Genomic DNA, 25109 nt, shown 5'->3' with positions numbered 1-25109 from the left:
CATGACTGTTAAAGCACTTTTCACAAGTAAAGTTGTCTTCTTTCTTTAAAAACGCAATTATTTCTGTCATTCCCTTGCGCTTTGGATATCGCATTTTCACATATATGAGATCATCAGCATTGATCTGTTCATCACAATGCGAACATACAGGCTTTTTCCAGACATTGTATACACCGCCTTCATTCTTCTGCTTGTCTATACGATACACTGTCTCGAAAGTTTCTAAAAACAGGTGCAAAAAAAGAAGCAGCTCGCCGCTGCTTCAATCATCTTCCCTATCGTATGTGATAGTAACAATTTCTCCGGATTGTGCATTGATGACAACATCAGCTTCGTCATCAGCTGTTTGGAGTTCCAATTCATAAACTGGCAGTCCGTCTTCTTCGTCAAACTCCGATTCTGTAACGCTGCCGCCCACTTCGTCAGTAGCAATCTTGATTGCTTCATCCATTGTAATCTTCACTTCTGCTTGTGATGCTTGTTTATTTGGAGGAGTGGTTTGCTTGTCAGCAGACTGTTCCGGGTCTGGTTCCGAGCTATCTTCCTGCTTCTTGTCGTCAGCAGAATCTTCGCCTTTTTCCGTAACTTCTGGCATTAAGGTAGATTGTATATTACTTTCCTTCAAGTTAATCACTTCTCCGGTATCTCCATTCAAAATCAGGTCGTACCGTGTTTCTCCATTTTCCAAATCAATTTCATACCGAGGTTCGCTGCCGCTTCTGTCTAATTCAATTTCAGTAACAGTAGCACTATATTGTTTCTCCGCTTGTTGACGTGCTTGCTCAATTGTCATTTCCGGTTCACCAGCTGATGCTTGCATCCGATAAAGACCAAAGACAGCAACAACGAGCACGGCAATTGTGACAGGAATGATCCATCTTTTCTTCATTCTGATCGCCTCCAGGTAGCATTCTACAGTTAGTATATCCTTCTCTCATTAAAGAATGGCTGTGTGTATTATTAGAATTTGATGAGAGTCAACACATCAGCGTGACAGGACAATAGTAAAAACAGAGCCTACACCTGGAGTACTATCGACTTTGATTTTCCCCTCATGCAGCTCGACTAGCTGCTTGGCAATCGCGAGGCCAAGTCCACTTCCGCCTTTAGATCGTGTACGCGCTTTGTCTACTCGGTAAAAACGGTCAAATATAAGCTGCTGATCCTTTTTATCTAGACCCTCTCCAAAGTCTGTCACAGAAAGAAGCGCTTCATCTTGCGTTGATGTAACAGAGACTTCAATGTGCTGGTCACTATATTTAATGCTGTTGCTCAGCAAGATATAGATAACTTGCTTAAGCATGTTCGCATCACCCAATACCGTGACAGCTTGCTCTGCATGCACGGTAATCTCACGCTGATGCGCTGTTTCCATTGCTAGGGAACAAGTTCTAGCTAGCTCAGACAGATTGACAGTTTCTTTTTCCAGTAAAGCTGGGTCATCTTTTGCCAAGATAAGCAACTGGTCGACCAATGCCTGCATGCGTTCTGTCTCACTATGAATGGCTTGTACTGCTTCCTGCTGAACAGCAGGATCATCGGCTCCCCAGCGATCAAGCAGCTTGCTGTAACTTTTGATAATGCTAATCGGCGTTTTAAGCTCATGAGATGCATCGGAGACGAACTGCTGCTGCTTAGAGAAGTTGGCTTCCAGCTGGTTGACCATCTCATTGAACGTATCACTAAGAGCCTGTAATTCGTCATGCCTTCTATTATCGATTTTCATTCGTTCCCATTTACCGCTATTGCGTATAGCTTGCATTGTTGAAGTTAATGCAAGAATTGGTCGGAGTAGAAAGCTCCCTAGCAATCTGCCGCCAAAAATACAAGGAATCAGGATAATCAGTCCTGCAAGCGTCAGACTGTATTTCAGCACTTGAAGTGTCTGGTTCAGACTGACCAGCTCTTCAGCAACTTGCATCGTATAAATGTCATTATTGCGGATAACTGGAATCTCTACCTCGGCATACCAGCTTCCCTCATGGTAGTATGTATGATCTTTTTCTTGACTTGAAAATGTAAAAGGAAGCTCTCGATATTTCTCGGCTCTGGTAATGACACCCTCGCTCTGGCCATTCGGGCCAATAAAGCGAACCATTCCCTCTGCTGGCAAATCAGCTTGGAACAAACTTGTTCGCGCCGTATCCTTCCAATCAACGGTAGCTGCTGTTTCTGCCAGTGCGCGCCCTTGATCATGAAGTCGCTCTATGCTGTTATGTAAACTCACCTGCCGAAACAAGAAATAAATAGATGCATTTACGATCAGCAATAAAATAACGAGGGTCACAATTATGTATAATTGGATCCTTGTGCGCAGCTTCACTTCTCTTCATCCTTTATTGTATAACCCACGCCTCTGACAGTTTTGATTAGCCTGCGATTCGTATTGGCATCCACTTTTTTCCGAAGATAGCGAATATAAACGTCCACGACATTTGTATCTCCGGCGTATTGAAAACCCCACACACGTTCCAGCAGCTGATCTCTTGTTAGAACTTGCTTTTCATGCTTCATCAAAAATAACAGCAAATCATATTCACGCGGTGTGAGCTCTACTTCATGTTTACCGCGCATTACTGTTCGCGTCTTTTCGTCTAACGTCAAATCCCCTACTTGCAATACTGGCGCTTGCTCAGCAGCTGTGCTCGTATGGCGAAGATGTGCACGAATGCGTGCCAGCAGCTCTTCAATTTCGAATGGCTTTGTCATATAGTCGGTTGCACCTAAATCAAAACCACTGACTTTATCAGGAACAGCGTCTCTTGCCGTCAGCAGCATAACTGGTACATGCGCATCGTTCTTACGAATGCGGCGCAGCAGCTCCATGCCACTTAACGATGGCAGCATCACATCCAGCAGAATAAGTTGATAACTGTTTCCATAAAATGCTTCCAATGCATCCAAGCCATCGTATTTCACATCAACTGTGAACCCTTCATGTTCGAGCTCCAGCTGCAGCAAACGCGCCATTTTCTTTTCATCTTCCACAACCAAAATTGTTGTCTGCTCCATAGGCTTTGCTTCCTTTCCTTATGTCGCTTTGATCTCTCGGTAGCTTCCTCCGTAATACAGGACGGGGTCACCATCACGCTGTACTAAGTCTTCAACTTCGCCAATCAATATGACATGATCTCCAGCTTTTACCTTTTCTACAACTTTGCAAGCAAGTGTAACGAGTGCACCTTCCACAACAGGAACATCTTTCAGTTTTGTAATCGGCAGCGGCTTATCTTGTGCAATCTGTTTGGCGAACACCATGCTCACTTCTTTTTGCTCTTCTGCTAAAACACTGACTCCGAATGTGTCATTTACCTGCAGAACATTATATAATGTAGCCTTCTCATCGATTGACACAGCAATTAAATGCGGCTCCAATGACACAGACATAAAAGCGTTCACTGTCATGCCTTTCATTTCTCCAGCTGCTTCTGTTGATACAATTGTAATACCTGTCGCAAATTTCCCCATTGCATCTCGAAATGTTCTATTATCCATCTTGTATCCCCCTCCGTACATGAACTATACGTAAAACTATACCATGCAAATTAGTTTAGCTGTCAATTATTCTATCCTTCAAAGGCTTATCTTGTGCTGGAAATATAAAAAAAGAGAGGCAAGACGCCCCTCTAGTTTACATAATAATATTCCTGTCTACTTACTCTTCTTGTGGAAAAGCAATATCGTAGACTGCTTCCGGATATGTGTCAATCACTTCTCCGTGCTTATCTGTATCTAAAACGTAAGAGCCATTGCTGTACCGGTCATTGGCATTCAGCTTCATTGGCTCCAGCAGATGATTTTCTTTATCTTTTGTTTCCATATGAATCGTCATTTCTTGTTCTACTACATAAAGTCCGACTATGCGATGTGGACTTTTCTTTAATTCACGAAGCATTACAACACCACGTTTTGCTCTGCCGGTTGGTTCAAATTCTTTCAGTTTCATCCGTTTTGCTGCGCCTCGATGCGTTATAATCGCAATACTTGGTGCATGTTGCAAATCAAATGTCTGTGCACCTACGATGTGCTCGCCTTCTTTCAGCTGCATGCCTTTTACGCCAGCTGCACGTATACCAATCGGACTGACTTCTTCTTCAGTAAACCATAGGCCATAGCCCGTATTCGTAGCCATAAATAGCTGCTTTTGTCCATCTGTTAATGCAACATGACATACTTCATCGTCATTTTTCAAATTGATAGCAGTGAGTGACTTATTCGCTCGTGATGCTTCGTACAGCTGCAACTCGCTTCGCTTTACAAGCCCATTTCTTGTGAAGAATACAAGATAGCCGCCATTTTTAAAATCACGGACTGGTATGCTGGCAATTACTTTTTCGTCTTTTTCCATACTGACGATATTGGCCAGATGCTGTCCTTGGTCTTTCCAGCGAATGTCCGGCAGTTCATGCACCGGCAAATAACTGAATTTCCCTTTATTCGTAAACACGAGCAGTTTGTCCGTTGTATTTATCTCTTGCAAGCCAACAAGATGATCTTCTTCCTTAATGGCCAAACCATCGCCATTTGAGGCTTGGTAGGAACGCAGGCTTGTCCGTTTAATGTATCCATCATATGTTACCGTTACGAGTACTTCCTCTGATGCAACCATAACTTCAAGATTGATTTTCAGTTCTTCGATTTCATTTTCGATCTGTGTACGACGATCGGTATGGAAGTTCTTTTTAATCGCACGAAGATCCTGCTTGATAACTTTATGCAAAACCTTTTCGTTTTTCAAGATATCTTCAAGCTTTTGAATTTGTTCATCCAGCTCGTCAGATTCCTTCTGTAAGGCCGTAATATCTGTATTCGTCAAACGATACAGCTGCAAGTTTACGATAGCTTCGGCTTGTGCTTCAGTAAAGCCGTAAGCTTCTTCAATTCGACGCTTGGCATCTGCTTTATCTTTAGACGCCCGAATGGTCGCAATAAGCTCGTCAAGAATCGAGATAGCTTTGATTAAACCTTCGACGATGTGTTTGCGGTCTTTCGCTTTTTGCAAATTGTATTGTGACTGTCTTGTTACAACCTCTTTCTGATGCTCGATATACGCATCCAGCAGCTGTGTTAAACCAAGCAGCTGCGGCGTTTTATCTTTGATGGCCACCATGTTGAAATTGTAAGAGATTTGCAGATCTGTATTTTTATATAAATAATGCAAAATACCTTGTGCATCTGCTTCTTTTTTCAGCTCCACGACGATACGCATACCAGTACGGTCGGTTTCGTCTCTTACTTCAGCGACACCTTCGACTTTTCGGTCCAGCCGCAGCTCATCCATCCGTTTGACAAGATTCGCTTTATTTACTTCATAAGGAATCTCATCAATAACGATTTGCTGTTTGCCGCCCTTAATATCTTCCATGCTTGTTTTTCCGCGAACAATGATCTTACCCTTACCAGTCTCATACGCCTTCTTAATGCCCTCGACACCTTGGATGATCCCGCCTGTCGGGAAATCTGGTCCCTTCATGACGGTCATCAATTCGTCTACAGTGACAGTTGGCTTGTCCATTCGCATAATAACTGCATCGATGACCTCACCTAGCTGGTGCGGCGGAATTTCCGTTGCATATCCTGCTGATATACCAGTAGATCCGTTCACAAGCAGATTCGGGAACTTCGCTGGAAGTACCGTTGGCTCTGCGTTTGTATCGTCAAAGTTCGGGACAAATTCGACCGTATTTTTATCGATATCACGCAATAATTCCGAAGCAATGCTGGAAAGCCTTGCTTCGGTATAACGCATCGCAGCTGGCGGATCGCCATCGACACTACCATTATTGCCGTGCATTTCTACCAGCACATTACGAACTTTCCATGTTTGACTGAGCCGAACCATTGCTTCATACACGGAACTATCACCGTGCGGGTGGAAGTTACCGATTACCGTACCGACGGTTTTAGCAGACTTCCGGAACGGCTTATCATGTGTATTCCGCTCATCGTACATTGCATATAAAATCCGGCGCTGTACCGGCTTTAAACCATCTCTGGCATCCGGCAGCGCGCGGTCTTGAATAATATATTTACTGTATCTGCCGAATCGGTCTCCGATGACTTCCTCCAATGGCAGATCCAAATATTTTTCCAAAAGAAATCCCCCTTAGTTATGCAGCTTGTCGTTTTCGAGGATATTTCCGTCTTCTTCCATACCGAAAGCGACATTACTTTCGATCCATTTACGGCGCGGCTCTACTTTGTCACCCATCAACGTCGTAATGCGGCGCTCAGCGCGTGCAAAATCCTCGATTGTTACACGAATGAGTGTGCGCGTTTCAGGATCCATTGTTGTCTCCCAAAGCTGATCGGCATTCATCTCACCGAGTCCTTTGTAGCGCTGAATTGTATAGCCATTTTTTAGCTCCTGGACGATGGTGCGCATCTCCTCATCGCTCCAGGCATAACGGATCACTTCTTTTTTTCCTTTGCCTTTTGAAACTTTATACAGCGGCGGCAGCGCAATATAAACTTTGCCTTTTTCAATCAATTCTTTCATATAGCGATAGAAGAACGTAAGCAGCAAGATTTGAATATGCGCTCCATCCGTATCGGCATCTGTCATGATGACGACTTTGTCATATTGCACATCATCAAAAGAGAAATCTGCTCCGACTCCGGCACCAATGGTGTGGATAATTGTGGAGATTTCCTCGTTTTTCATGACATCCTGCAGCTTCGCTTTTTCTGTATTGATAACTTTTCCGCGTAAAGGCAGAACCGCCTGAAATTTACGGTCACGGCCCTGTTTCGCTGAACCACCGGCAGAATCACCCTCTACCAAGTACAGTTCGTTTTTCTGCGGATTACGCGATTGAGCTGGTGTCAGCTTACCGCTTAAAAGCGTATCTCTGCGCTTTTTCTTTTTGCCGCTGCGGGCATCTTCCCGGGCTTTTCGAGCTGCTTCGCGGGCTTCTTTTGCGCGAATAGCCTTTTTCACAAGCATCCCGGCAATATCCGGATTCTCAGATAAGAAGTAAGAAAGTTTTTCAGAAACTAAAGCATCTACTGCTGAACGTGCTTCGGAAGTACCGAGCTTACTTTTCGTTTGCCCTTCAAACTGGAGCAGCTCTTCTGGAATACGGACGCTGACAATTGCTGTTAGTCCTTCCCGAATATCTGTTCCTTCGAGGTTTTTATCTTTTTCTTTTAACAAATTATTGCGGCGTGCGTACTCATTAAATACACGCGTCATACCGGATTTGGCGCCTGCTTCATGGGTTCCGCCATCCTTGGTGCGAACGTTGTTAACAAAGCTTAGCATTGTCTCTGTATAGCCATCATTGAACTGAAAGGCGAAGAATACCTCAATCGCTTGCTGTTCACCTTCAAAAGCAACAACAGGATGGAGCGTATCTTTTTCCTCGTTCAAGTAATCAACGAATGACTGCAGACCGTCCGGATAAAGGTACGTTTCTTCTTTGCCGCTGCGCTCATCCTGAATATGGAAAGCTACTCCCTTTAACAAGAAGGCTGCTTCACGAAGACGCTCAGTCAGCGTTTCGTAATTGTAAGTAGTTGTAGAGAACATGGACGGATCCGGTTTGAAGTGGATACTTGTTCCCGATTTTTTCGTTTTTCCTTGCTTTTCAAGTGAAGTGACAGGCTTTCCGCCATTTTCAAAGCGCTGCGTGTAACTAAATCCATCACGGTGAATAGTCACGACTAGCCGTTCTGACAAAGCGTTCACAACGGAAGCACCAACCCCATGCAGCCCTCCGCTTGTGCTGTAGCCGCCTTGGCCGAATTTCCCGCCGGCATGCAAAACAGTGAATATAACTTCAGGTGTCGGTCTTCCGGTAGCGTGCATACCAGTAGGCATTCCCCGTCCGAAATCCTCCACCGAAATACTGTTATCTTTGTGGATAATTACATTAATTTTTTCTCCATAGCCTGCCAGCGCTTCATCCACGCTGTTGTCGACAATTTCATAAACTAAATGATGTAAGCCCCGGCTGTCGGTGCTACCGATATACATGCCCGGTCGCTTTCTGACCGCTTCAAGTCCTTCCAGCACTTGAATTGAGTCATCTGAATAATGCGATGTTTGTTTAACCAATGCAACATCGGCTCCCTTCTTCGAACAAAAAGAACTGTTTCCAAGTCTTCTTCAGCCCGCGCTGAAGAGACAATACGCTATGTTCATCATAACACCGAACATACGTTTGTGTAAACTGGCCCCCTTGGTTAGCAGAGTCCAGTGTATGCCTAATTAAAAGTAGCAGAATAATGCCAGTCAATCAATCCACATTTTGGGATTCATTCAAATTAAACGTTAGCTGAGAGCCTTATAATAGCCATTTTTGAGATAAAATCAATAGGTTGTTATGTTTTCTGTATAAAATGAAAGTCTCTGCTCTCTAACTATACGCTTCTTTTGCTATATATGTACACCTGCCTCGAGGGCAGGTGGTGAATCATGTACCGCAAAACGTCTGAAACGGTTCGTCTGGCTCAGGGGGATTTGCAGTGTATTTCGGATCTGATGGCGTATAATTGTAAGGGTCGGAAACAGCTTCCAATAAGGAATCAAATAATGTATAATCGCCATTTCCTGCCGCATCCAATGCCTCTTCGACCAAATGATTGCGCGGGATAATATTTGGATTCGCTTGTTTCATCGTTTGTCTGACTGTTTCTGTATGCACAGCGCTTGTGCGTTTATCCCACCGTTTTTTCCAAGAAAGAAAATCTTCATCTTGTTGAATCGTTGCTAAATCATCAATGGTCAAAGCGCGGAAAGTGTTCGTATAATCCGCACCAGTCTGCTCCATCCACTTCAGTAGATCCTCAACGAGCGCTTCATCACTTGCTGCTGCTTCCTGTATGCCAAGTTTCCGATACATTATATCCAGCCAGTACTTGCGGTAAATACTCGGATATTCCTTCAAGATAGCCTCCGCTTTCTTAACCGCCTCCTCAGGTACATCATCCATGAGCGGCAGCAGTGTTTCCGCAAATCGAGCTAAGTTCCAAGCAGCGATTGGCGGCTGATTCGCATATGCATAGCGCCCTTGCACATCAATAGAACTAAAAACAGTTTTCGGATCATATTCATCTAAAAAAGCACAAGGCCCGTAATCAATCGTTTCTCCACTAATCGTCATATTGTCGGTATTCATCACACCATGAATAAATCCAACACTAACCCATTGAGCTAGTAAAGAAGCTTGACGATCGACAACAGCTTGGAAGAAACGAAGATAGCGGTCTGATTTCTCAACTAATTCAGGATAGTGGCGTTCGATGCTATAATCCGCCAAAGATAGTAAGTCCGTTTCCGAACAAAATCTGCGTGCATATTCGAATGTTCCTACACGAATATGACTTTTGGCTAATCTAGTCAATACCGCTCCTGGCAGCGCCGTTTCGCGATAGACAGGATCACCTGTTGAAACGACAGCCAAACTGCGCGTTGTTGGGATGCCTAGTCCATGCATTGCTTCGCTGATTATATATTCACGCAGCATTGGTCCAAGTGCTGCTCGTCCATCTCCTCCTCGTGAATAAGGAGTTCTTCCTGAGCCTTTTAGCTGAATATCCAGTTTCTCACCTGCATTGTTTTGCCATTCTCCTATAAGTGTGGCTCGTCCATCACCAAGCATGGTGAAATTCCCAAATTGGTGACCGGCATAAGCTTGTGCAATAGGCTTGGATGCTTCTGGGAAGCTATTACCCGCCAACGCCTGCAGTATGCCTTCTTGTTCGATACCGAGCTGTTCGGCTAGTGATTGATTCCATTTGATTAGCTTCGGTTCGCTTACAGGGTTTGGCTCCACCTTCGAATAAAAAACTTCCGGCAATTTGGTTGCATAGGATGCGTGCAATTTCTTGTCTAAGAACATGATTCTTCCCCCTTTTTTAAGGTTTGTATGTCTTATTATACGCTAATGAGAGAGAAACCCCACCTGCTGGGTGCAGATGGGGCAAGCTTAATTATTGGAAGGTCCGACAAGTACACTATGTGCTACTTTAATGCAAAGGTCCATCATGACTGTAAATCCTTCTTGCTTTAAATAGGCAGCTGCTTCTTCGTCATAAACGCCTTGCTGCGCCCAAAAGACGCGTGCATTCGTTTTACTCGCTTCTCTTGCCAAGTCCGGTAAGTATTCCGGCCGGCGAAAAACATTGATGATGTCGATTTGGTCTGGTACATCAGCCAAGGAAGGATATGCTTTTTCACCTAGTACTTCCGTTATCGTCGGGTTGACAGGAATAATACGATATCCTGCCTGCTGCATCGCCTGTGATACACCATAAGATGTGCGCGTGGGAGAATCGGATAATCCAACCACTGCAATTGTCTTTGCTTTTGTTAATGTATCACGAATTACGCTATTTTCAGGATTTTGAAATATCATGTGCTTCTCTGCCTCCTTTAAAGTAGTCCTTTTTGTTCTAAGAATTCTTTTGCTACTTGTTTTGGCTTCTTGTCTTCAAAGTCCACTTGATAGTTCATCTCTGTCATTTGCTCATCTGTTATTTTCCCTGCAAGCTGACTCAATATGTCCGCAAGCTCCGGATATTTATCAAGTGTTTCTTGACGCATTAGCGGTGCTCCTTGATATGGCGGGAACAAATTCTCTGGATCATCCAGCGTAACGAGGTTCAAATCCCGAATATAGCTGTCTGTTGAATAAGCATCAATCACATCGACATCGCCAGCCTCAATAGCTTGCTGACGAATACCAGGATCCAACGTCTTCAATTCACCAAATTCCACCCCATATATATCCTGAATGCCTAGGTAACCGTCTTGGCGATCACTAAATTCTAAAGTAAAACCAGCGGTCATATCATCATCGATACGTCGAAGGTCGCCAATCGTTTTTAGATTATTTTCTTCTGCGAAAGATTGTTTCACGGCTAGTGTGTACGTATTATTGTATAGCATTGGCTCCAGATACGCCATGTCAAAGCGCTCTGCCATACCCGCTTCTGCTTGCTGATATACTTTTTGAGCATCATTCGTCTCGGCTTGTTCGCCTAGGAAGGTCACAAGCGCTGTTCCAGTAAATTCTGGATAAATGTCAATACTGCCGCTCTGTAATGCTTCAAAAAGGAAATCTGTTTTCCCAAGATTCGTCTCTAATTCTACTTGTAGATCGGTCTGATCCTCAATTAATAGTTCATACATATTGATTAAGATAGAAGGCTCGGCACCCAGCTTACCGCCGATTACTAGATCAGCTTGATTATCCTTGCCAACCACAAATGGGGTTACAACACCGATAATCGCTACGATTAACAGCACTAACAGTGATTTAAATCCAAATCGTCTGCTGGTACGTTCAAATACCCGAATAACCAGATCCAATAGAATAGCCAGTAAAGCTGCCGGAATTGCACCGAGCAAAATCAAGTTTACATCTCCGCCGCGGTCAATTCCTAACAGAATAAGTTCCCCTAATCCGCCGGCGCCAATCAATGCAGCAATTGTCGTTGTTCCAACAATCATGACCATCGCTGTCCGAATACCTGCCATAATGACCGGCATCGCCAACGGCAATTCCACTTTGCGAAGACGCCGGAAGCTGTTCATTCCCATGCCTGTTGCAGCTTCTTTTAGTGCTGGGTCTACGCCGGCGATACCTGTATATGTATTTCGCAAAATTGGAAGCAGTGCATAGGCGATAAGCGCCACAATGGCCGGGCGTGTTCCAATTCCGATTAGCGGAATGAGAAAAGCTAAAATAGCCAAGCTCGGTATCGTCTGCAACACAGCTGTTATCGCAATAATCGGTTCTGCTAATCTTTTCGACCGGCTCAGTAACAAACCGAGCGGTACCGCAATTGCAATACTAATAAGTAAGGCGATCACTGATATTTGCAAGTGTTCACCTAAAGCTGTCCAAAACGAATCACTGCGCTGCTGGAAAACTTCAAGAAATGTATTCATTGTGTTACCACCCCATTCTTGACTTCCGTCTTACTGGCTAAAAAGCGCAGCAGCTCTTGCTGGGTTATCGTGCCAATTACTTTATTGTCCTTCGTTACCGGTAAGACACTCGTGCCAGCTTCCTCGAACACCGCAACAGCATCTAATACGTTCATATCATTGGGCAGTTCACCTACATCTTGCTGTTTTCCGTTTTCTGCAGCACAAAGTAGTTCCCCTTCACTGCCAGTTACAATATAAGCAACGTCGCTGTCATACTGACCTGCTTCAAATGCCTCTAGGGAGAGCATGTGCGAAGCGGTTTGAGAAGCCACAACGTCAACAGCAGTCTGCCAAGGTGATTTCTTATCTCCGATAAAGCTGCGTACAAACGAGTCTTTCGGTTCCAAAATTACATTCTGCGGGGAGTCTACTTGCACAATTTCGCCTGCTTTCATAAGGCAGACGCGGTCTCCAAGTGCTGTCGCTTCGTCAATATCATGCGTCACAAAAACGATCGTTTTCTTGATTTTCTGCTGCAATTTCCGAATGTCCTTTTGCAGCCCTTCTCTGCTGATGGGATCCAATGCACTAAACGGCTCATCCATAAGCAGAATTTGCGGGTCCGCGGCAAGCGCCCGGATCACACCAATACGCTGCTGTTGTCCGCCGGATAGTTCTGATGGCATCTTTTTCATATAAATGGACGGCTCCATTCCGACCATCTGCATTAATTCCTTCGCACGATTCTGGATATTTTGTTTCTTCCATTTTTTCATTTCCGGCACAACGGCAATGTTCTCTTCTACGGTCATATGCGGGAACAGCGCAATTTGCTGCAGCACGTACCCGATATTCCACCGCAGTTCATTGATGTTATAGTCTTTCAAGCGTTTACCGTCTATGTAGATATCGCCTTCTGTTGGCTCCACCAGACGATTAATCATTTTCATTGTTGTCGTCTTGCCGCAGCCACTCGGTCCAATCAGTGCAAGCAACTCGCCTTCTCGAATTTCGAGATTGAAATTTTTGATGGCTTCCGTTCCGTCTCTGTATGTTTTACTTACCCCTTTAAATTCAATCATTACGTCACCTCGTTTTTGTCTGTGCAGCAGAAAATCACACTATTGACCCTATTACCCTTGCCTCTAGGGCATTAATCCTATACTATGTAAAAAGTTATGCTATCCTATGATACTTCGTGCTAAAATGGATAAGCAAGTAATAGGAACGCCTTAGCTGTTAAAGGAGAATGAGAATGGTAATGGAATACATATTATTCATCCTGCTCGCCTACATCATTGGTTCAATTCCATCTGCACTGATTGTTGGAAAAGCAGGCTACAATATAGATGTCAGGGAGCACGGGAGCGGCAATCTCGGTGCTACAAATACATTCCGCACGCTCGGTAAAAAGGCTGGAATCATCGTTTTAATTGCCGACATCTTAAAAGGGACAATTGCGACTATCCTGCCGGTTCTGTTTGGATTTGACCTTTACTTACTTGTCATCGGACTAGGCGCAGTCATCGGCCATGTTTACCCTGTATTTGCACGCTTTAAAGGCGGAAAAGCAGTTGCCACATCCGCTGGTATCATTCTTGGTGTAAACGCGCTGCTCTTCTTAATTGTCATCGCAAGCTTTGTACTCGTTTTGCTGCTCAGCAAATACGTATCACTTGCTTCCATGACTGCAGGAGTTGTCAGCGTTATTGTTTCCATTTTTATTGCACAAGACCTGATACTAACGATTGTTCTCGGTATACTCGCTGTGTTTATTCTATATAAACACCGGCAGAACATCGTCCGAATTATTAAACGGGAGGAACCGAAAGCATCCTTCCTCGTGAAAAACAATTCCAGATAGTCGGGATTGTTTTTCTTTTTCGTATAATTTACCCGGCTCAGACAATTGAATTTCCCTTGATGCATCGGGTATACTTTAAGCTAGTCCATAGGACGTCTGAAAGGAGCACAAACATGCAACACCTACACACACCAACTAAAAAACAGCTGCCTGCGAAGGCAGAACGTCATAAATTATTCGGCTCCGTGCCGCCCGGTGAGAAGACAAAACCGGAAAATAAAGCTGATATGGCCGATTTACAAAATACGAAAAAGAACTTTTTATTCCATATCGATGCAGTCGGTATTGCGAATGTAAAACATCCAATCCAGGTGATCAGCAATACAAGTCCGGCAATGCAGACAACAATCGGAACATTTGAGTTCACTTCCAGCATTCAGCAGGATAGCAAAGGAACGAATATGAGCCGTTTTACCGAGCAGCTGGATATGTACCACAAAAATGGCTTCACTGTTTCTGTCCAAAGTTTACAATCATTTGTAGCCGAACTTGCTGAACGGTTAAAGCAAGATGATGCGAAAGTAAAAGTTACTTTCCCATGGTTTTTTGAAAGAAGCGGCCCTGCATCTGGCATGACAGGTTTAAACCATGCGGATGCTTCTTTGGAAGTGTCTTATCATAAAGAGACTGGTTTCCGTACAACAGCTAAACTGTCCGGTACTGTCACAACACTGTGCCCTTGTTCGAAGGAAATTAGTGAGTATAGTGCGCACAATCAGCGTGGTATTGTTTCGATGGAGGTACAGCTGACAGATGCTTTTAACGAAGATGTGCAAGACTGGAAAGAAGATTTGCTTGAGGCTGCCGAGAGCAATGCCAGCGCTCGGATTCACCCGGTATTAAAGCGTCCGGATGAAAAGATGGTAACAGAAACAGCGTATGAAAATCCTCGTTTCGTAGAAGACATGGTGCGCTTGGTAGCAGCTGATTTGTACGAACTGGATTACGTGGAGAAATTCACTGTTTCCTGCAGCAATCAGGAATCCATCCACTTACACGATGCTGTCGCTACATTGAGCTACGACAAACGCGACGAGATGGAGTAAACCGATGGGCAAGGTATTTTTAGCCTTGATCCGTTTTTATCGCCGTTTTATTAGTCCGCTAACGCCACCTACTTGCCGCTTTTATCCTACCTGTTCCCAATATGGATTGGAAGCAATTCAGCGATACGGCCCATGGAAAGGTGGCTGGCTCACAATCAAACGCATCTCAAAATGCCAGCCGTTTCACCGGGGCGGATTCGACCCTGTTCCAGGCTGCGGTTGTGAACAGCATGAAAAAAAGCAGTAATCCATCATGGATTACTGCTTTTTCTGTTGTGTCAGTCCAAATCGCTCCAGCTGTTCATATTGCTGCTCTGCCTGAAGAATATGCCGCTGATAGTCGCCGATCAAATCAAAATGAGGCAAATCACCATGTTCGTCAATCCAAGCTTCTTTCAGTCCATATTGCGCTCCCCAATTTATCAGCTTCTCCCGATCCGCACAGCCTGCTTTGGTAACCGTCTTTGCATCAGGAAATCGATCATCAAGCCAGTAGTGCGTCAAGAAAGCAACTTCTCCGTTACGAACTTGCTGCTTCCATTGTTTCAGTTCTTCCCGTTTCACACCAAATGCCATTGCTTATGCTTCCAATGCCTTCGAATAAGCAGCATGCCATTCTGGCAGCGAACGACGAATGGAAACAGGTCTGAAGTTTTCTTTTTTCACGACGGTGTGCGTACTTGTACCAGAGACACATAACTTTCCGTCTTCATTCCTAATTTCATAAGCATACATCGTACGAATACCATCATAAGATTGAAGCCACGTTTCGACGACTGGTTTTTCCCCATAACGTACTGGATAATGGAAGTTCAAATTTGCATCCACCACTGGCGAAAGAAAGCCGTCCTCTTCCATAGCAGCATAGCGCAAACCTAATGTTTCAATAAAATCTGTTCGGCCGATTTCGAACCAAACGAGATAATTCACGTGATAAACAACACCCATTTGGTCTGTTTCGCCGTAACGTACACTTATTTTTGATGTTGAACTTTTCATAAAGCACTTCTCCTAACCATATTCCAAGCATTCTCTATATCTGACTTTGTTAACATATCCATATTTGTTTGCTCTTCTTCAAGCAAGCGCAGCGACTGAAACTGAATTGCTTCATCAAGCAAGTTTGTCACAAACCGGCCATTACCCGACACTGTTTCCGTGTTCAGCTGCTCCTTCAGATATGCTTCTGCCTCTTCTGCAAGCGTATAAGCATAGTTTTCCATTGCCCGCTTAAACATTGCGACTAGCTCCTCGCTGTCGTAATCAGGAAATACAAAATACTTCTTAAATCGAGAAGCGAGTCCTGGGTTGCTGTCAATGAACCGTTTCATCTCTTGCTGGTACCCAGCAAGTACGACAACTAGATTTTCATTGTGCTTTGTCATCTCATCCACTAGCGTATCAATCGCTTCCTTTCCGAAGTCCTGCGCACCCCGGAATAAGCTGTATGCCTCATCGATGAACAACACGCCCCCAAGCGCATCACGAATCACCGCCTTCGTCTTAGCAGCTGTCTGACCGACATAACCTGCAACTAAGTCACTTCTGGAAGCGACAACCAGATGTCCGCGCTTCAGCAAACCGCGCTCTTTTAATATGCCTGCATATATCTTGGCAATTGTCGTCTTACCTGTACCAGGATTTCCGGTAAATACAGCATGCAGCTGGATAGGTACAGCTGGAGCTCCTTTGCTTTTACGCTCTTGCTGAATTTGAACGAAAGAAGATAACTTCTTCACTTCATTTTTAATCGTTTGCAGACCGATCAGCTGCTCGAGCTGTGCTAGCGGTTCGGATGTGTCTTCTGCTTTATGTGGATTAGTCACATCTGAAGAGGACAGCTTCATATGATCAATCCAAGAGTCTGCTGTAAGGGTTCGATCAGCGCCTTTTTGGAAGATAATACGCAGTACAATATCACGTACTGTTCTTGCATTCCCGAATGTATCGTCCACTTTTGACTGCTCAATCGTATCTTCTACCAGACGCAAAGCATCTTCTGTAAAGAAGAAATCATTGGAAAGCGCCGTGTTTTCCGCAATTTTAAGCAGTTCCTCCGTTTTAAAATCGGGTAGTTCCAAATAGTTCTGATCTGGTATCCGGCTGCGCAATCCTGGATTAGCAAAAAGAAATTGACGCGTTTCCTCTGGGTAACCAGCCAAAATAACAGCGAATTTGCCGCCATATTCATTGCTTGTCATACTTGATACCAATGTATCAATAACTGCCTGGCCATAATCATTGCCGCTTTGACCTTCTCGCTTGAGACTGTATGCTTCATCAATAAATAAAACTCCGCCAAGTGCTTGCTGCACATAATTGGTTGTGTTTTCTTCACTTTGGCCAAGATATGAACCAACCAAATGTGAACGGTTTACCTCCACCAGATGGTCTGATTCGAGCAGGCCAAGCTGATGATATAGCTTTGCCAGCAATCTGGCAATCGTCGTTTTTCCTGTCCCTGGATTTCCAGTGATAACCATATGCAACCCTGGCTCATCTACCATTTGGAAACCAAATTGCTTCCGCTCTTGCTGGTAACGCAAGTAATGATAATAGTCGTGGATATAATCCTTCACTTCTTGCAAGCCAATCAACTGGTCCAACACTTCAAGCGGGCGGTTCTCACTTGCCTGTGTCAGCACATTCGGCAATGCATCCTTTAAAGCTGTCAATGACTTTGTAATCTGCTGAACAGTCGCATTCATGGCAGATACAGGAGAACCTGTCTTTCTTTTTTCAATTGTTTCAATTGTTTGCTCCAAAAGAACAAGCAAATCCTCTAATTCTTCATAAGACCGATTATAAGCCGCAGCCAGCTTGTTCGTTCCGCTTAGACGGCGCGGATACATCTGCAATGCTTCTGTCAGCTGGTCATGCAAACTTTGTGATTTTTTTAACTTCGCCGGATCAAAATCTGTTTCACGTATCGACCATTGCGGCAGATCAGTATCCATTAAGGTTAGATAATAAGAATTCACCTGTGCAAACTGATCAATCTCCTGCACAATTGGATGCGTGCGCTCAGATGCTGCCAGCAGCTGTTTGCTAATTGGATCTTGCTTGTGCACACGCATAATCCGATAAAAAGCAATAATTCGATATAGTCCTTGTTTTAATGTTTCTTCTTCACCTGTCAATTTCGATGCCATACGTAACGCCTCTATCTCAGATAGAGGCGGTGTGCTATCCATCGAACGCCATGCAATCACTTGTTCGGTCAGGGTATTCTCTGTCTGTGCCACAAGTATGCCCCTTTTCTCTATCAATTATTTTAGCATACTCGAGCCATACAGGTGAACTAACGAACACTAATCTGTCCACTTCTCCAATTGTTCTTTTGTGACAGGTCCTGGTATTACTTGCTGCTTGCCATGGTTAACGATAACAGTGAATGGAATTGCCTTTTGACGGAAGTAATCTGCTACCTCCCCTTTTTCATCCAAATAAACAGGAACATGGAGGTCACTCTTTTCTGCAAAGTTTCTAACTTGCTCACCGCTTTGTTCACTTTTTGTGGCGTTCACACTATACACATGGACGCGGTTCCCCGCGCTGTCGAAAAATGCTTCCAGCTCGGATAAGTCTTCCATACATGTCTCACACCACGTAGCCCAGTAGACAAGAACGATTGGTTTCTTATCGTTATGCGCAAGCAACGTCTCCACGGATTTCAATTCCAATGTCTGGGCATGGACGATAGACGGCATACTTAGTAGAAGTAAGGTAAACAGTATCGCTATTCGTTTCAACTTGATTCCTCCTCGCCGTTTATTTTAGGCGAAAAGAAGATATACTAACCAAAAAAAGAAGCAGCCATATGGCTACTCCTTCTTCCTTATGCATGCTGCAACTTATTACGAAGCACCATGTTCAAAATACCGCCATGACGGTAATAGTCGATTTCAACTTCACTATCAAATCGTGCAACTGCATCGAATTCAGTTACTTTGCCATCTTCAGCCGTTGCTGTTACTTTCACAATATCTCGTGGTGCCACATTCTCATCAACAGCTACACTGATACTCTCACGGCCTGTCAATCCAAGAGAATCCGCGCTTTCACCTGGCTGGAACTGCAATGGCAGCACACCCATCATAACAAGGTTAGAACGGTGAATACGCTCAAAGCTCTGCGCGATAACAGTCTTAATTCCGAGTAGGTTCGTACCTTTTGCTGCCCAGTCACGGGAGCTCCCCATACCGTAATCTTCACCGGCAAAGATAGCCAAACCTGTTTGATCAGTTTGATATTTCATTGCTGCATCATAAATCGGCATCACTTCATCTGTCGGCCAGTAAGTTGTATATCCACCCTCTGTGTCTGGAGCCAGCTGATTGCGGATACGGATGTTGGCGAAAGTACCGCGCATCATCACTTCATGGTTACCACGGCGGGAACCATAAGAGTTGAATTCACGAGGTGTTACACCTTTAGACTGCAAATATTGACCTGCCGGCATGTCTTTGGCAATGGCACCTGCCGGAGAAATATGATCCGTTGTTACGGAGTCAGCAAATTTCCCGATTACACGCAAGCCTTGCAGCGGCTGTACAGTACCGCTTCCTCCAGCGATATTCTCAAAGAAGGTAGGGTTTTGAATATAAGTCGAATCTTCATTCCACTTGTACAGCGGCTGATCCGTAGTTTCAATTTCATTCCATTTTTGATTGGAATGGAACACATCTTCATACTCTTTGCGGAAGATTTCCGGTGTTACGACTTGCGCAACAGCTTTACGGATCTCCTCATTTGTTGGCCAGAGATCTTTAAAGTAAACATTGTTGCCATCTTTATCTGTGCCGATAGGATCATTATTCAAGTCAACATCGACCGTACCAGCAAGTGCATATGCAACTACGAGTGGCGGAGAAGCCAAATAGTTCGCCCGTACAAGCGGATGAATACGTCCCTCAAAGTTACGGTTACCAGAAAGAACAGATGTTACCGTCAAATCATTGGAAGCAATTGCTTCTTCGATTTCCGGAGACAATGGACCGGAGTTACCGATACAAGTTGTACAGCCGTAACCGACAAGTGTGAACCCTAACTGATCCAAATACGGCGTCAATCCTGCATCCGCCAAGTAACGCGTAACAACTTTGGAACCTGGAGCAAGTGATGTTTTTACGTAAGCTGGTACATTCAGCCCTTTTTCAACTGCATTCTTCGCTAGAAGTCCAGCACCAAGCATAACGTAAGGATTGGATGTATTCGTACAGGAAGTAATCGCAGCAATTGCTACGGCTCCTGTTTTCATTGTAGATGTTCTGCCATCCGGATGATTGATGTCGACTGATTTATCGAACTCGCTCTTATCAAGACCAAATCCTTGGTTTCCTGCTGGTGCAGTAATTGAATCATTGAATGACTTCTGCATACCAGAAAGCGGGATAAGATCCTGCGGACGTTTTGGTCCGGAAAGGTTTGGTTCGAGTGCAGAAAGATCGATTTCAACAAGTTCCGTATACTCTGGATCACGTAAGTCAGGAGAATACCAGAAATCATTCTCTTTTGCATATTTCTCAACTAAGTCAATCTGTTCCTGGCTTCTGCCTGTCAGATGCATGTAATTAAGTGTTTCTGCATCAATTGGGAAGAACCCGCATGTTGCACCGTATTCAGGCGCCATGTTAGAGATAGTAGCACGGTCTGCAAGCGGCATGTCGGCTAAGCCCGGACCGAAGAATTCAACAAATTTTCCGACTACGCTCTTCTGACGCAGCACTTGCGTTACTTTTAACGCCAAGTCAGTTGCAGTAGAGCCAGCTGGCATGGATCCGACAAATTTAACACCAATAACATCTGGTGCAGGGAAGTAGGATGGTTGTCCAAGCATACTTGCTTCTGCCTCAATACCGCCGACACCCCAGCCTAGCACACCAAGACCGTTAATCATCGTCGTGTGAGAATCCGTTCCGACGAGCGTATCCGGATAGGCAGTATACGTACCTTCTGCATCTTCATTTTCATGAACGACACTTGCTAAGTATTCCAAGTTTACCTGGTGAACAATCCCAGTTGCAGGCGGTACAGCACGATAGTTATCAAATGCTTTCTGCGCCCAGTTTAAAAATTCATAACGTTCATTGTTTCGCTCAAATTCCAATTCCATGTTCACTTTCAGTGCATCCTGTGTTCCGTATTTATCAACCTGAACAGAATGGTCAATAACAAGATCAACAGGGATCTCAGGGTTGATGCGGTCTGCATCTCCGCCTAAATCCACCATTGCTTTTCGCAATGATGCCAAATCTACAACCGCCGGAACGCCAGTAAAGTCCTGCAGGATAACGCGGGAAGGCTTGAATGGTACATCAGTAATGTCCCCATTCCCCCAGTTCGCTAAGCCTTCGACATGCTCGTCCTTAATGGCAAAACCATCATGCTGACGAATCAGCGATTCAAGCAGCACACGAATGGAGAATGGAAGCCGGGAAACTGTTCCGATCCCTTTCTCTTCAAGCGCTTTCAATTGATAGTAATTGTACGTCTTTCCGTTTAATTCAAACTGTTTTTTTGCGTTGTATGAATTATTACTCACCATCGTATGAACAAACCCCCTTGTGAATTGCCTGCCCTATCCCAATCCTATGATAGAACAGCACGAGCTAACATTGATTTGCACTTTTTATTCTAAATGAAAACGATTCATAAGTAAATTAATTAAGAGCAAAAACCACGCGTAAAATGGGGAATTCTAGCGCATTTTGGACATCCCCTAAATATTTTAATAACGCTCGCATAGTGTTTCTCTGACATGGAATAATAGGTAGTGCGGAGGTGAAGAAATGGGAGAACATAAAGGGAAACAGCGGAAACACCCGGAGAAAGTGAACGAGCCGCTCAGCGGATCAAAAAAAGTCAAAAACAAAAATCATAGCAGACAAAAACAGCATAGTTCTCATGACATGTAAATACAGCATGGCCTCTTAACGGAGAGGCCATGTATAAATATTTATTAGTTCATAACCGGCAGAAACACACTGAAAGTACTCCCTAACGTTTCATTTCGCAGGATATCAAGTCTGCCATTATGCTTTTCAAGTATTTGGGTACAAATCATTAAACCAAGACCTGTCCCCTCTTTCTTTGTTGTAAAGAAAGGCTCTTTCAGCTTTTCGAGCACATTATCCGGAATACCCGGCCCTTCATCAACGACATCAACGATACAAACCCCGTCTGCTTGCCTTTGACGAATATCAATCTTACCGCCATTGGGCATTTCTTCAAGTGCATTCTTGATAAGGTTAATGAACAGCTGTTTGATTTGCGATCGATCACAGAGCAAACTGGAATTCTGCCCTTTCTCAAAAGTGATTTGCACATTCTGCAGGCGAGCTTGCGAATAAAGAAGTGTTATAACGTCTTGCAGCATTTCGTGTATTGTTTCTGTTTCTTTATTCTCTGCCACTGGCTTTGAAATGAATAGAAGTTCAGATGTAATCGTTTCAATCTTCTCAATTTCTTCCACCATGATTTTATAATATTCTTCTTTACGGCTAATACCGGCTTGAATAAGCTGCAAGAAACCCTTCAAGCTGGTCAGCGGGTTTCGGATTTCGTGCGCAATACCGGCTGCAAGCTGCCCTGCTACACTCATCTTCTCAGACCGAAACATCATCTCTTCAATTTCTTTTTTGTCAGACACATCCTTGGCAACTCCGATATAATACGAGGCTTCCGGCGTCTCTACAAAAGAGATACTCGCTTCCATCCATATATGTTTTCCCCGATTATCTAAAGCTGTCAGATGGAATCGCTGCGGCCATTCTGTTGTGGAGTTAATCCTATTACGAAGTACAGGGACATCACAAGGATCCAAATAAGCTAAAGAAGACGTACCATAGACTTCCTCGGGAAGATAACCGAGCATCCGTGTAATCGATGTGGAAGTGTATTGAATCATACCTTCTTCGTCACAGACGAATACAATGTCAAAGCCGTTTTCATCAATCCACTTCAGCATCGGCTTAGGAAGTCCAGCAAAAGTACGTCCATCAAAGCTCATTAAATTAAATGAAGCTGCTTGTTTTTGTTTCTCTCTATTATAGTCGTCTTCTTTCAAGCTCCTTCGCCCCCTAATATGTGACCTTAATCGCGCATCTTATGTATGTAAAAGTCCTTTTGTTATGTATGTTACTACAATTAAGAGAAAAACAAAACGTTCGTACCATGATTTTCCTAAATCTTGTACAGACAATACACCTATACAAAAAAGACTTTCTTACGGGAAGAAAGTCTTTTTACAACATTAGGAGACTTGCATACGCCTCTCAAGCCGTTTATACTTCCAAAACATTGCAATCCGCCAAGAAACAATCATACCAAAAGCCAATAAGAAGAAGACACCGCCCATTGTCCCGATTTCAATTGTTTGACCAATCGCCACCTTAAGAAGCACCCGAACGAAGACTAGTCCAACCAAGATAACAGCAAATGCTTTAGATGGCTTTAGGAAAATCGCCTCATCTCTCACCTCAAAATTTGAAGTTAGGATCAGCAAGCTGGAAAAAATCACTCCAACTCCTAAAGAGGACCATACTTCCCACCACGGAACCCGGAATACGGGAAACAGAAACATAAGCGCACCCGTGCTCATAAAAAGCGGCGGCAGGATGATTTTCTTTGCGGTAACCGGCCTGGCAGCAGCACGCATCCGAATCATTGCTACAGCTAGTCCCATACATGCTACAAGTATTGTACTAATGATAACAGGTAATGTCATACCCTTCACTTCTTTCAATTACAATCTGTTTAAGCGAGAATTCGCTCCACCGTCTCAAGCACACGTGCATCTTCAAAAGGCTTCGTGATAAAATCTTTTGCCCCAAGCTCAATTGCCTGCATCACAATGCGCTGCTGACCCATAGCGGAACACATAATAATTTTAGCAGAAGGATCCATACTAACGATTTCCTTCAAAGCGGTAAGTCCGTCCTTATGCGGCATGGTGATATCCATAAATACAATATCAGGTTTTGTTTCCTGGAATTTAGCAATCGCTTCATTCCCATCAGCTGCCTCGCCAGCAATTTCATGTTGAGCCTCTGTTAGCAGAGCACTTAATGTTTTTCGCATAAATTTCGCATCATCTACTATAAGTATCTTGGCCACTGGTATTCTCCTCACTCGTTGAACGATCTTGTGCGATAGATAATATAATGGTTAAGGCGATTCCGACCACGGTAAGATACACGCCCAAATCAAAAAGCGTCGCCGTTGCCAATTCCATCTTACCTATTAGAGGTACATGTACATATGTAAATGTGTGACTAAGAAACGGCTGTCCAAAAACAAATGAACCGGCACTTGTCAAAATAGCAATCAACACACCTGTCATCGTTAAAATACGATAATTAATTGGCAAAACTTTGCTGACAGTCTTGAAGCCGTAAGCCATATACATTAGTACTAAGGCCGCTGCAGTTCCAAGTCCTCCGATAAACCCACCACCTGGAGAATTATGGCCTGAAAAGAATAGATAGACCGAAAAACCAAGCAATAGGAAGGAAATTAGCACAGTCGTTGTTTTAAAGATTAAATTGTTTGGTGAATTTTCCACAAGCCACACCCTTTCCCTTCATATTTTAAACTACTTCTTGTCTTTTTTCACGAATTAAAAACCATAAAAGGAGAAAAAACTAGCTAAAAATGCTGTAATTCTTGTAGTCAAATCAAATAAAAGCAAAATGCCAACAACTATAAGGAAATATCCGCTCAGTTCGTGCAGAAGTTTTCCTGCTTTTTGCAGCTTTTGTAATTTATACCCAAAAAAGCCCCATACAAAGAAAGGTATACTAAAACCGAATATATAAGCCAGCATCAGAGGCACAGCTTCCAGCGGCTGCAAGGCAGCACTTGTCATAATACCAGCAAGTATTGGACCTGTACATGGTGTCCACCCCATTGCGAATGATAAACCAATAAGCACTGATCCAACATATCCTGGCGGCCGGCTTTTAAACCGCAAAAGTGTTTTCGACGACTGCCACCTTCCCCCTAACAGACCAATCTGCACAGCTCCGAAAATCATGAGCAATGCGCCTCCTGCCACGCGTATGTAGGACTGATAAACATAAAGCCATTCCGACAAAGCAAAAGCACTATATCCCAGCAATAAGAAAATGCCCGAAAATCCGATTAGGAAGAAAAATGTATGCCAAAACCAGCCGGCAGATCGCGGTTCTTGTTTATTAAAACGAGGATTTACGCCTGTTAAATAAGATAGAAACGCCGGATAAAGCGGAAGTACACATGGAGAAAGGAAAGAAAGGAACCCAGCAGACAAAGCTAGTATCATCGTTACTCCCATCAT

General features: G+C 43.9%; 24 protein-coding genes. 4 read left to right on the top strand and 20 right to left on the bottom strand.

The features are described 5' to 3' along the window. Positions 1-262: 262 nt before the first annotated feature. From KS242_RS08650 to KS242_RS08605, 10 genes are all read right to left on the bottom strand, one after another. Positions 263-889, bottom strand: coding sequence for a PepSY domain-containing protein (locus KS242_RS08650; protein ID WP_217323941.1), 627 nt, complete (start codon positions 887-889; stop codon positions 263-265). Positions 890-985: 96 nt separating this feature from the next. Then, positions 986-2323: a sensor histidine kinase gene (locus KS242_RS08645; RefSeq protein WP_217323940.1), complete on the bottom strand. Its 1338-nt coding sequence runs from the start codon at positions 2321-2323 to the stop codon at positions 986-988. Then, a complete protein-coding gene (locus tag KS242_RS08640; protein WP_217323939.1) occupies positions 2320-3012 on the bottom strand; it encodes a response regulator transcription factor in 693 nt (230 codons plus the stop codon). The genes KS242_RS08645 and KS242_RS08640 overlap by 4 nt, the downstream gene beginning before the upstream one ends. Before the next feature lie 18 nt (positions 3013-3030). After that, positions 3031-3495: a flavin reductase family protein gene (locus KS242_RS08635; protein ID WP_217323938.1), complete on the bottom strand. Its 465-nt coding sequence runs from the start codon at positions 3493-3495 to the stop codon at positions 3031-3033. Positions 3496-3655: 160 nt separating this feature from the next. Then, the gene (gene parC / locus KS242_RS08630; RefSeq protein WP_217323937.1) at positions 3656-6094 is read right to left on the bottom strand and encodes a DNA topoisomerase IV subunit A; all 2439 of its coding nucleotides are present in this window, start codon (positions 6092-6094) and stop codon (positions 3656-3658) included. A gap of 12 nt (positions 6095-6106) precedes the next feature. Beyond that, a complete protein-coding gene (gene parE / locus KS242_RS08625; RefSeq protein ID WP_217323936.1) occupies positions 6107-8059 on the bottom strand; it encodes a DNA topoisomerase IV subunit B in 1953 nt (650 codons plus the stop codon). A gap of 358 nt (positions 8060-8417) precedes the next feature. Continuing rightward, on the bottom strand, positions 8418-9845 hold the full coding sequence (locus tag KS242_RS08620; RefSeq protein WP_217323935.1) for a protein adenylyltransferase SelO: 1428 nt from the start codon (positions 9843-9845) through the stop codon (positions 8418-8420). An 87-nt stretch (positions 9846-9932) separates the two neighbouring features. Continuing rightward, entirely contained in the window at positions 9933-10361 is a 429-nt protein-coding gene (locus tag KS242_RS08615) for a CoA-binding protein (protein ID WP_217323934.1), read from the bottom strand. Between the two features lie 17 nt (positions 10362-10378). Continuing rightward, positions 10379-11899: an ABC transporter permease/substrate-binding protein gene (locus tag KS242_RS08610; RefSeq protein ID WP_217323933.1), complete on the bottom strand. Its 1521-nt coding sequence runs from the start codon at positions 11897-11899 to the stop codon at positions 10379-10381. Further along, entirely contained in the window at positions 11896-12963 is a 1068-nt protein-coding gene (locus KS242_RS08605; RefSeq protein WP_217323932.1) for an ABC transporter ATP-binding protein, read from the bottom strand. Before KS242_RS08605 ends, KS242_RS08610 begins: the two co-directional genes overlap by 4 nt. 179 nt (positions 12964-13142) lie before the next feature. Between KS242_RS08605 and plsY the strand changes: the two genes are divergently transcribed. The 3 genes from plsY to yidD all read left to right on the top strand — a co-directional run bounded on the left by plsY (position 13143) and on the right by yidD (position 15038). Continuing rightward, complete coding sequence (gene plsY / locus KS242_RS08600; protein WP_097041943.1) at positions 13143-13745, top strand: glycerol-3-phosphate 1-O-acyltransferase PlsY; 603 nt, start codon at positions 13143-13145, stop codon at positions 13743-13745. Between the two features lie 113 nt (positions 13746-13858). Next, entirely contained in the window at positions 13859-14791 is a 933-nt protein-coding gene (gene folE2, locus KS242_RS08595; RefSeq protein ID WP_217323931.1) for a GTP cyclohydrolase FolE2, read from the top strand. Between the two features lie 4 nt (positions 14792-14795). Then, entirely contained in the window at positions 14796-15038 is a 243-nt protein-coding gene (gene yidD, locus KS242_RS08590) for a membrane protein insertion efficiency factor YidD (RefSeq protein WP_217323930.1), read from the top strand. An 11-nt stretch (positions 15039-15049) separates the two neighbouring features. Here the strand turns inward: yidD and KS242_RS08585 are convergent, their stop codons facing one another. The 5 genes from KS242_RS08585 to acnA all read right to left on the bottom strand — a co-directional run bounded on the left by KS242_RS08585 (position 15050) and on the right by acnA (position 21338). Further along, on the bottom strand, positions 15050-15367 hold the full coding sequence (locus KS242_RS08585; protein WP_217323929.1) for a hypothetical protein: 318 nt from the start codon (positions 15365-15367) through the stop codon (positions 15050-15052). 3 nt (positions 15368-15370) lie between these two features. After that, complete coding sequence (locus KS242_RS08580) at positions 15371-15790, bottom strand: acyl-CoA thioesterase (RefSeq protein WP_217323928.1); 420 nt, start codon at positions 15788-15790, stop codon at positions 15371-15373. Next, a complete protein-coding gene (locus KS242_RS08575) occupies positions 15787-18036 on the bottom strand; it encodes an AAA family ATPase (protein WP_371747616.1) in 2250 nt (749 codons plus the stop codon). The genes KS242_RS08580 and KS242_RS08575 overlap by 4 nt, the downstream gene beginning before the upstream one ends. A 66-nt stretch (positions 18037-18102) precedes the next feature. Beyond that, a complete protein-coding gene (locus KS242_RS08570; protein WP_217323927.1) occupies positions 18103-18543 on the bottom strand; it encodes a TlpA family protein disulfide reductase in 441 nt (146 codons plus the stop codon). A gap of 86 nt (positions 18544-18629) precedes the next feature. Beyond that, positions 18630-21338, bottom strand: a complete 2709-nt coding sequence (gene acnA, locus KS242_RS08565; RefSeq protein ID WP_217323926.1) for an aconitate hydratase AcnA — start codon at positions 21336-21338, stop codon at positions 18630-18632. 244 nt (positions 21339-21582) lie between these two features. Between acnA and KS242_RS08560 the strand changes: the two genes are divergently transcribed. Next, positions 21583-21708 carry a small acid-soluble spore protein P gene (locus tag KS242_RS08560; RefSeq protein ID WP_097040822.1) on the top strand — a complete coding sequence of 42 codons (126 nt, stop codon included), beginning with the start codon at positions 21583-21585 and terminating at the stop codon, positions 21706-21708. 44 nt (positions 21709-21752) lie between these two features. On the opposite strand, the gene KS242_RS08555 is transcribed toward KS242_RS08560, so the two are convergent. The 5 genes from KS242_RS08555 to KS242_RS08535 all read right to left on the bottom strand — a co-directional run bounded on the left by KS242_RS08555 (position 21753) and on the right by KS242_RS08535 (position 25106). Further along, positions 21753-22859, bottom strand: a complete 1107-nt coding sequence (locus KS242_RS08555; protein WP_254391845.1) for an ATP-binding protein — start codon at positions 22857-22859, stop codon at positions 21753-21755. A 186-nt stretch (positions 22860-23045) separates the two neighbouring features. Further along, entirely contained in the window at positions 23046-23519 is a 474-nt protein-coding gene (locus KS242_RS08550) for a CcdC family protein (RefSeq protein WP_217323925.1), read from the bottom strand. Between the two features lie 29 nt (positions 23520-23548). Next, the gene (locus KS242_RS08545) at positions 23549-23908 is read right to left on the bottom strand and encodes a response regulator (protein ID WP_217323924.1); all 360 of its coding nucleotides are present in this window, start codon (positions 23906-23908) and stop codon (positions 23549-23551) included. Then, a complete protein-coding gene (locus KS242_RS08540; protein WP_371747615.1) occupies positions 23883-24365 on the bottom strand; it encodes a Na(+)/H(+) antiporter subunit B in 483 nt (160 codons plus the stop codon). Before KS242_RS08540 ends, KS242_RS08545 begins: the two co-directional genes overlap by 26 nt. A 45-nt stretch (positions 24366-24410) precedes the next feature. After that, the gene (locus KS242_RS08535) at positions 24411-25106 is read right to left on the bottom strand and encodes a cytochrome c biogenesis CcdA family protein (RefSeq protein ID WP_254391844.1); all 696 of its coding nucleotides are present in this window, start codon (positions 25104-25106) and stop codon (positions 24411-24413) included. Positions 25107-25109: the final 3 nt, after the last annotated feature.

The organism is Terribacillus sp. DMT04 (assembly GCF_019056395.1).
GTDB classification, from domain to species: domain Bacteria; phylum Bacillota; class Bacilli; order Bacillales; family Amphibacillaceae; genus Terribacillus; species Terribacillus aidingensis_A.
Note: the sequence above shows the minus strand (reverse complement) of the source record. Positions and strands in the feature narration are given on the sequence as shown.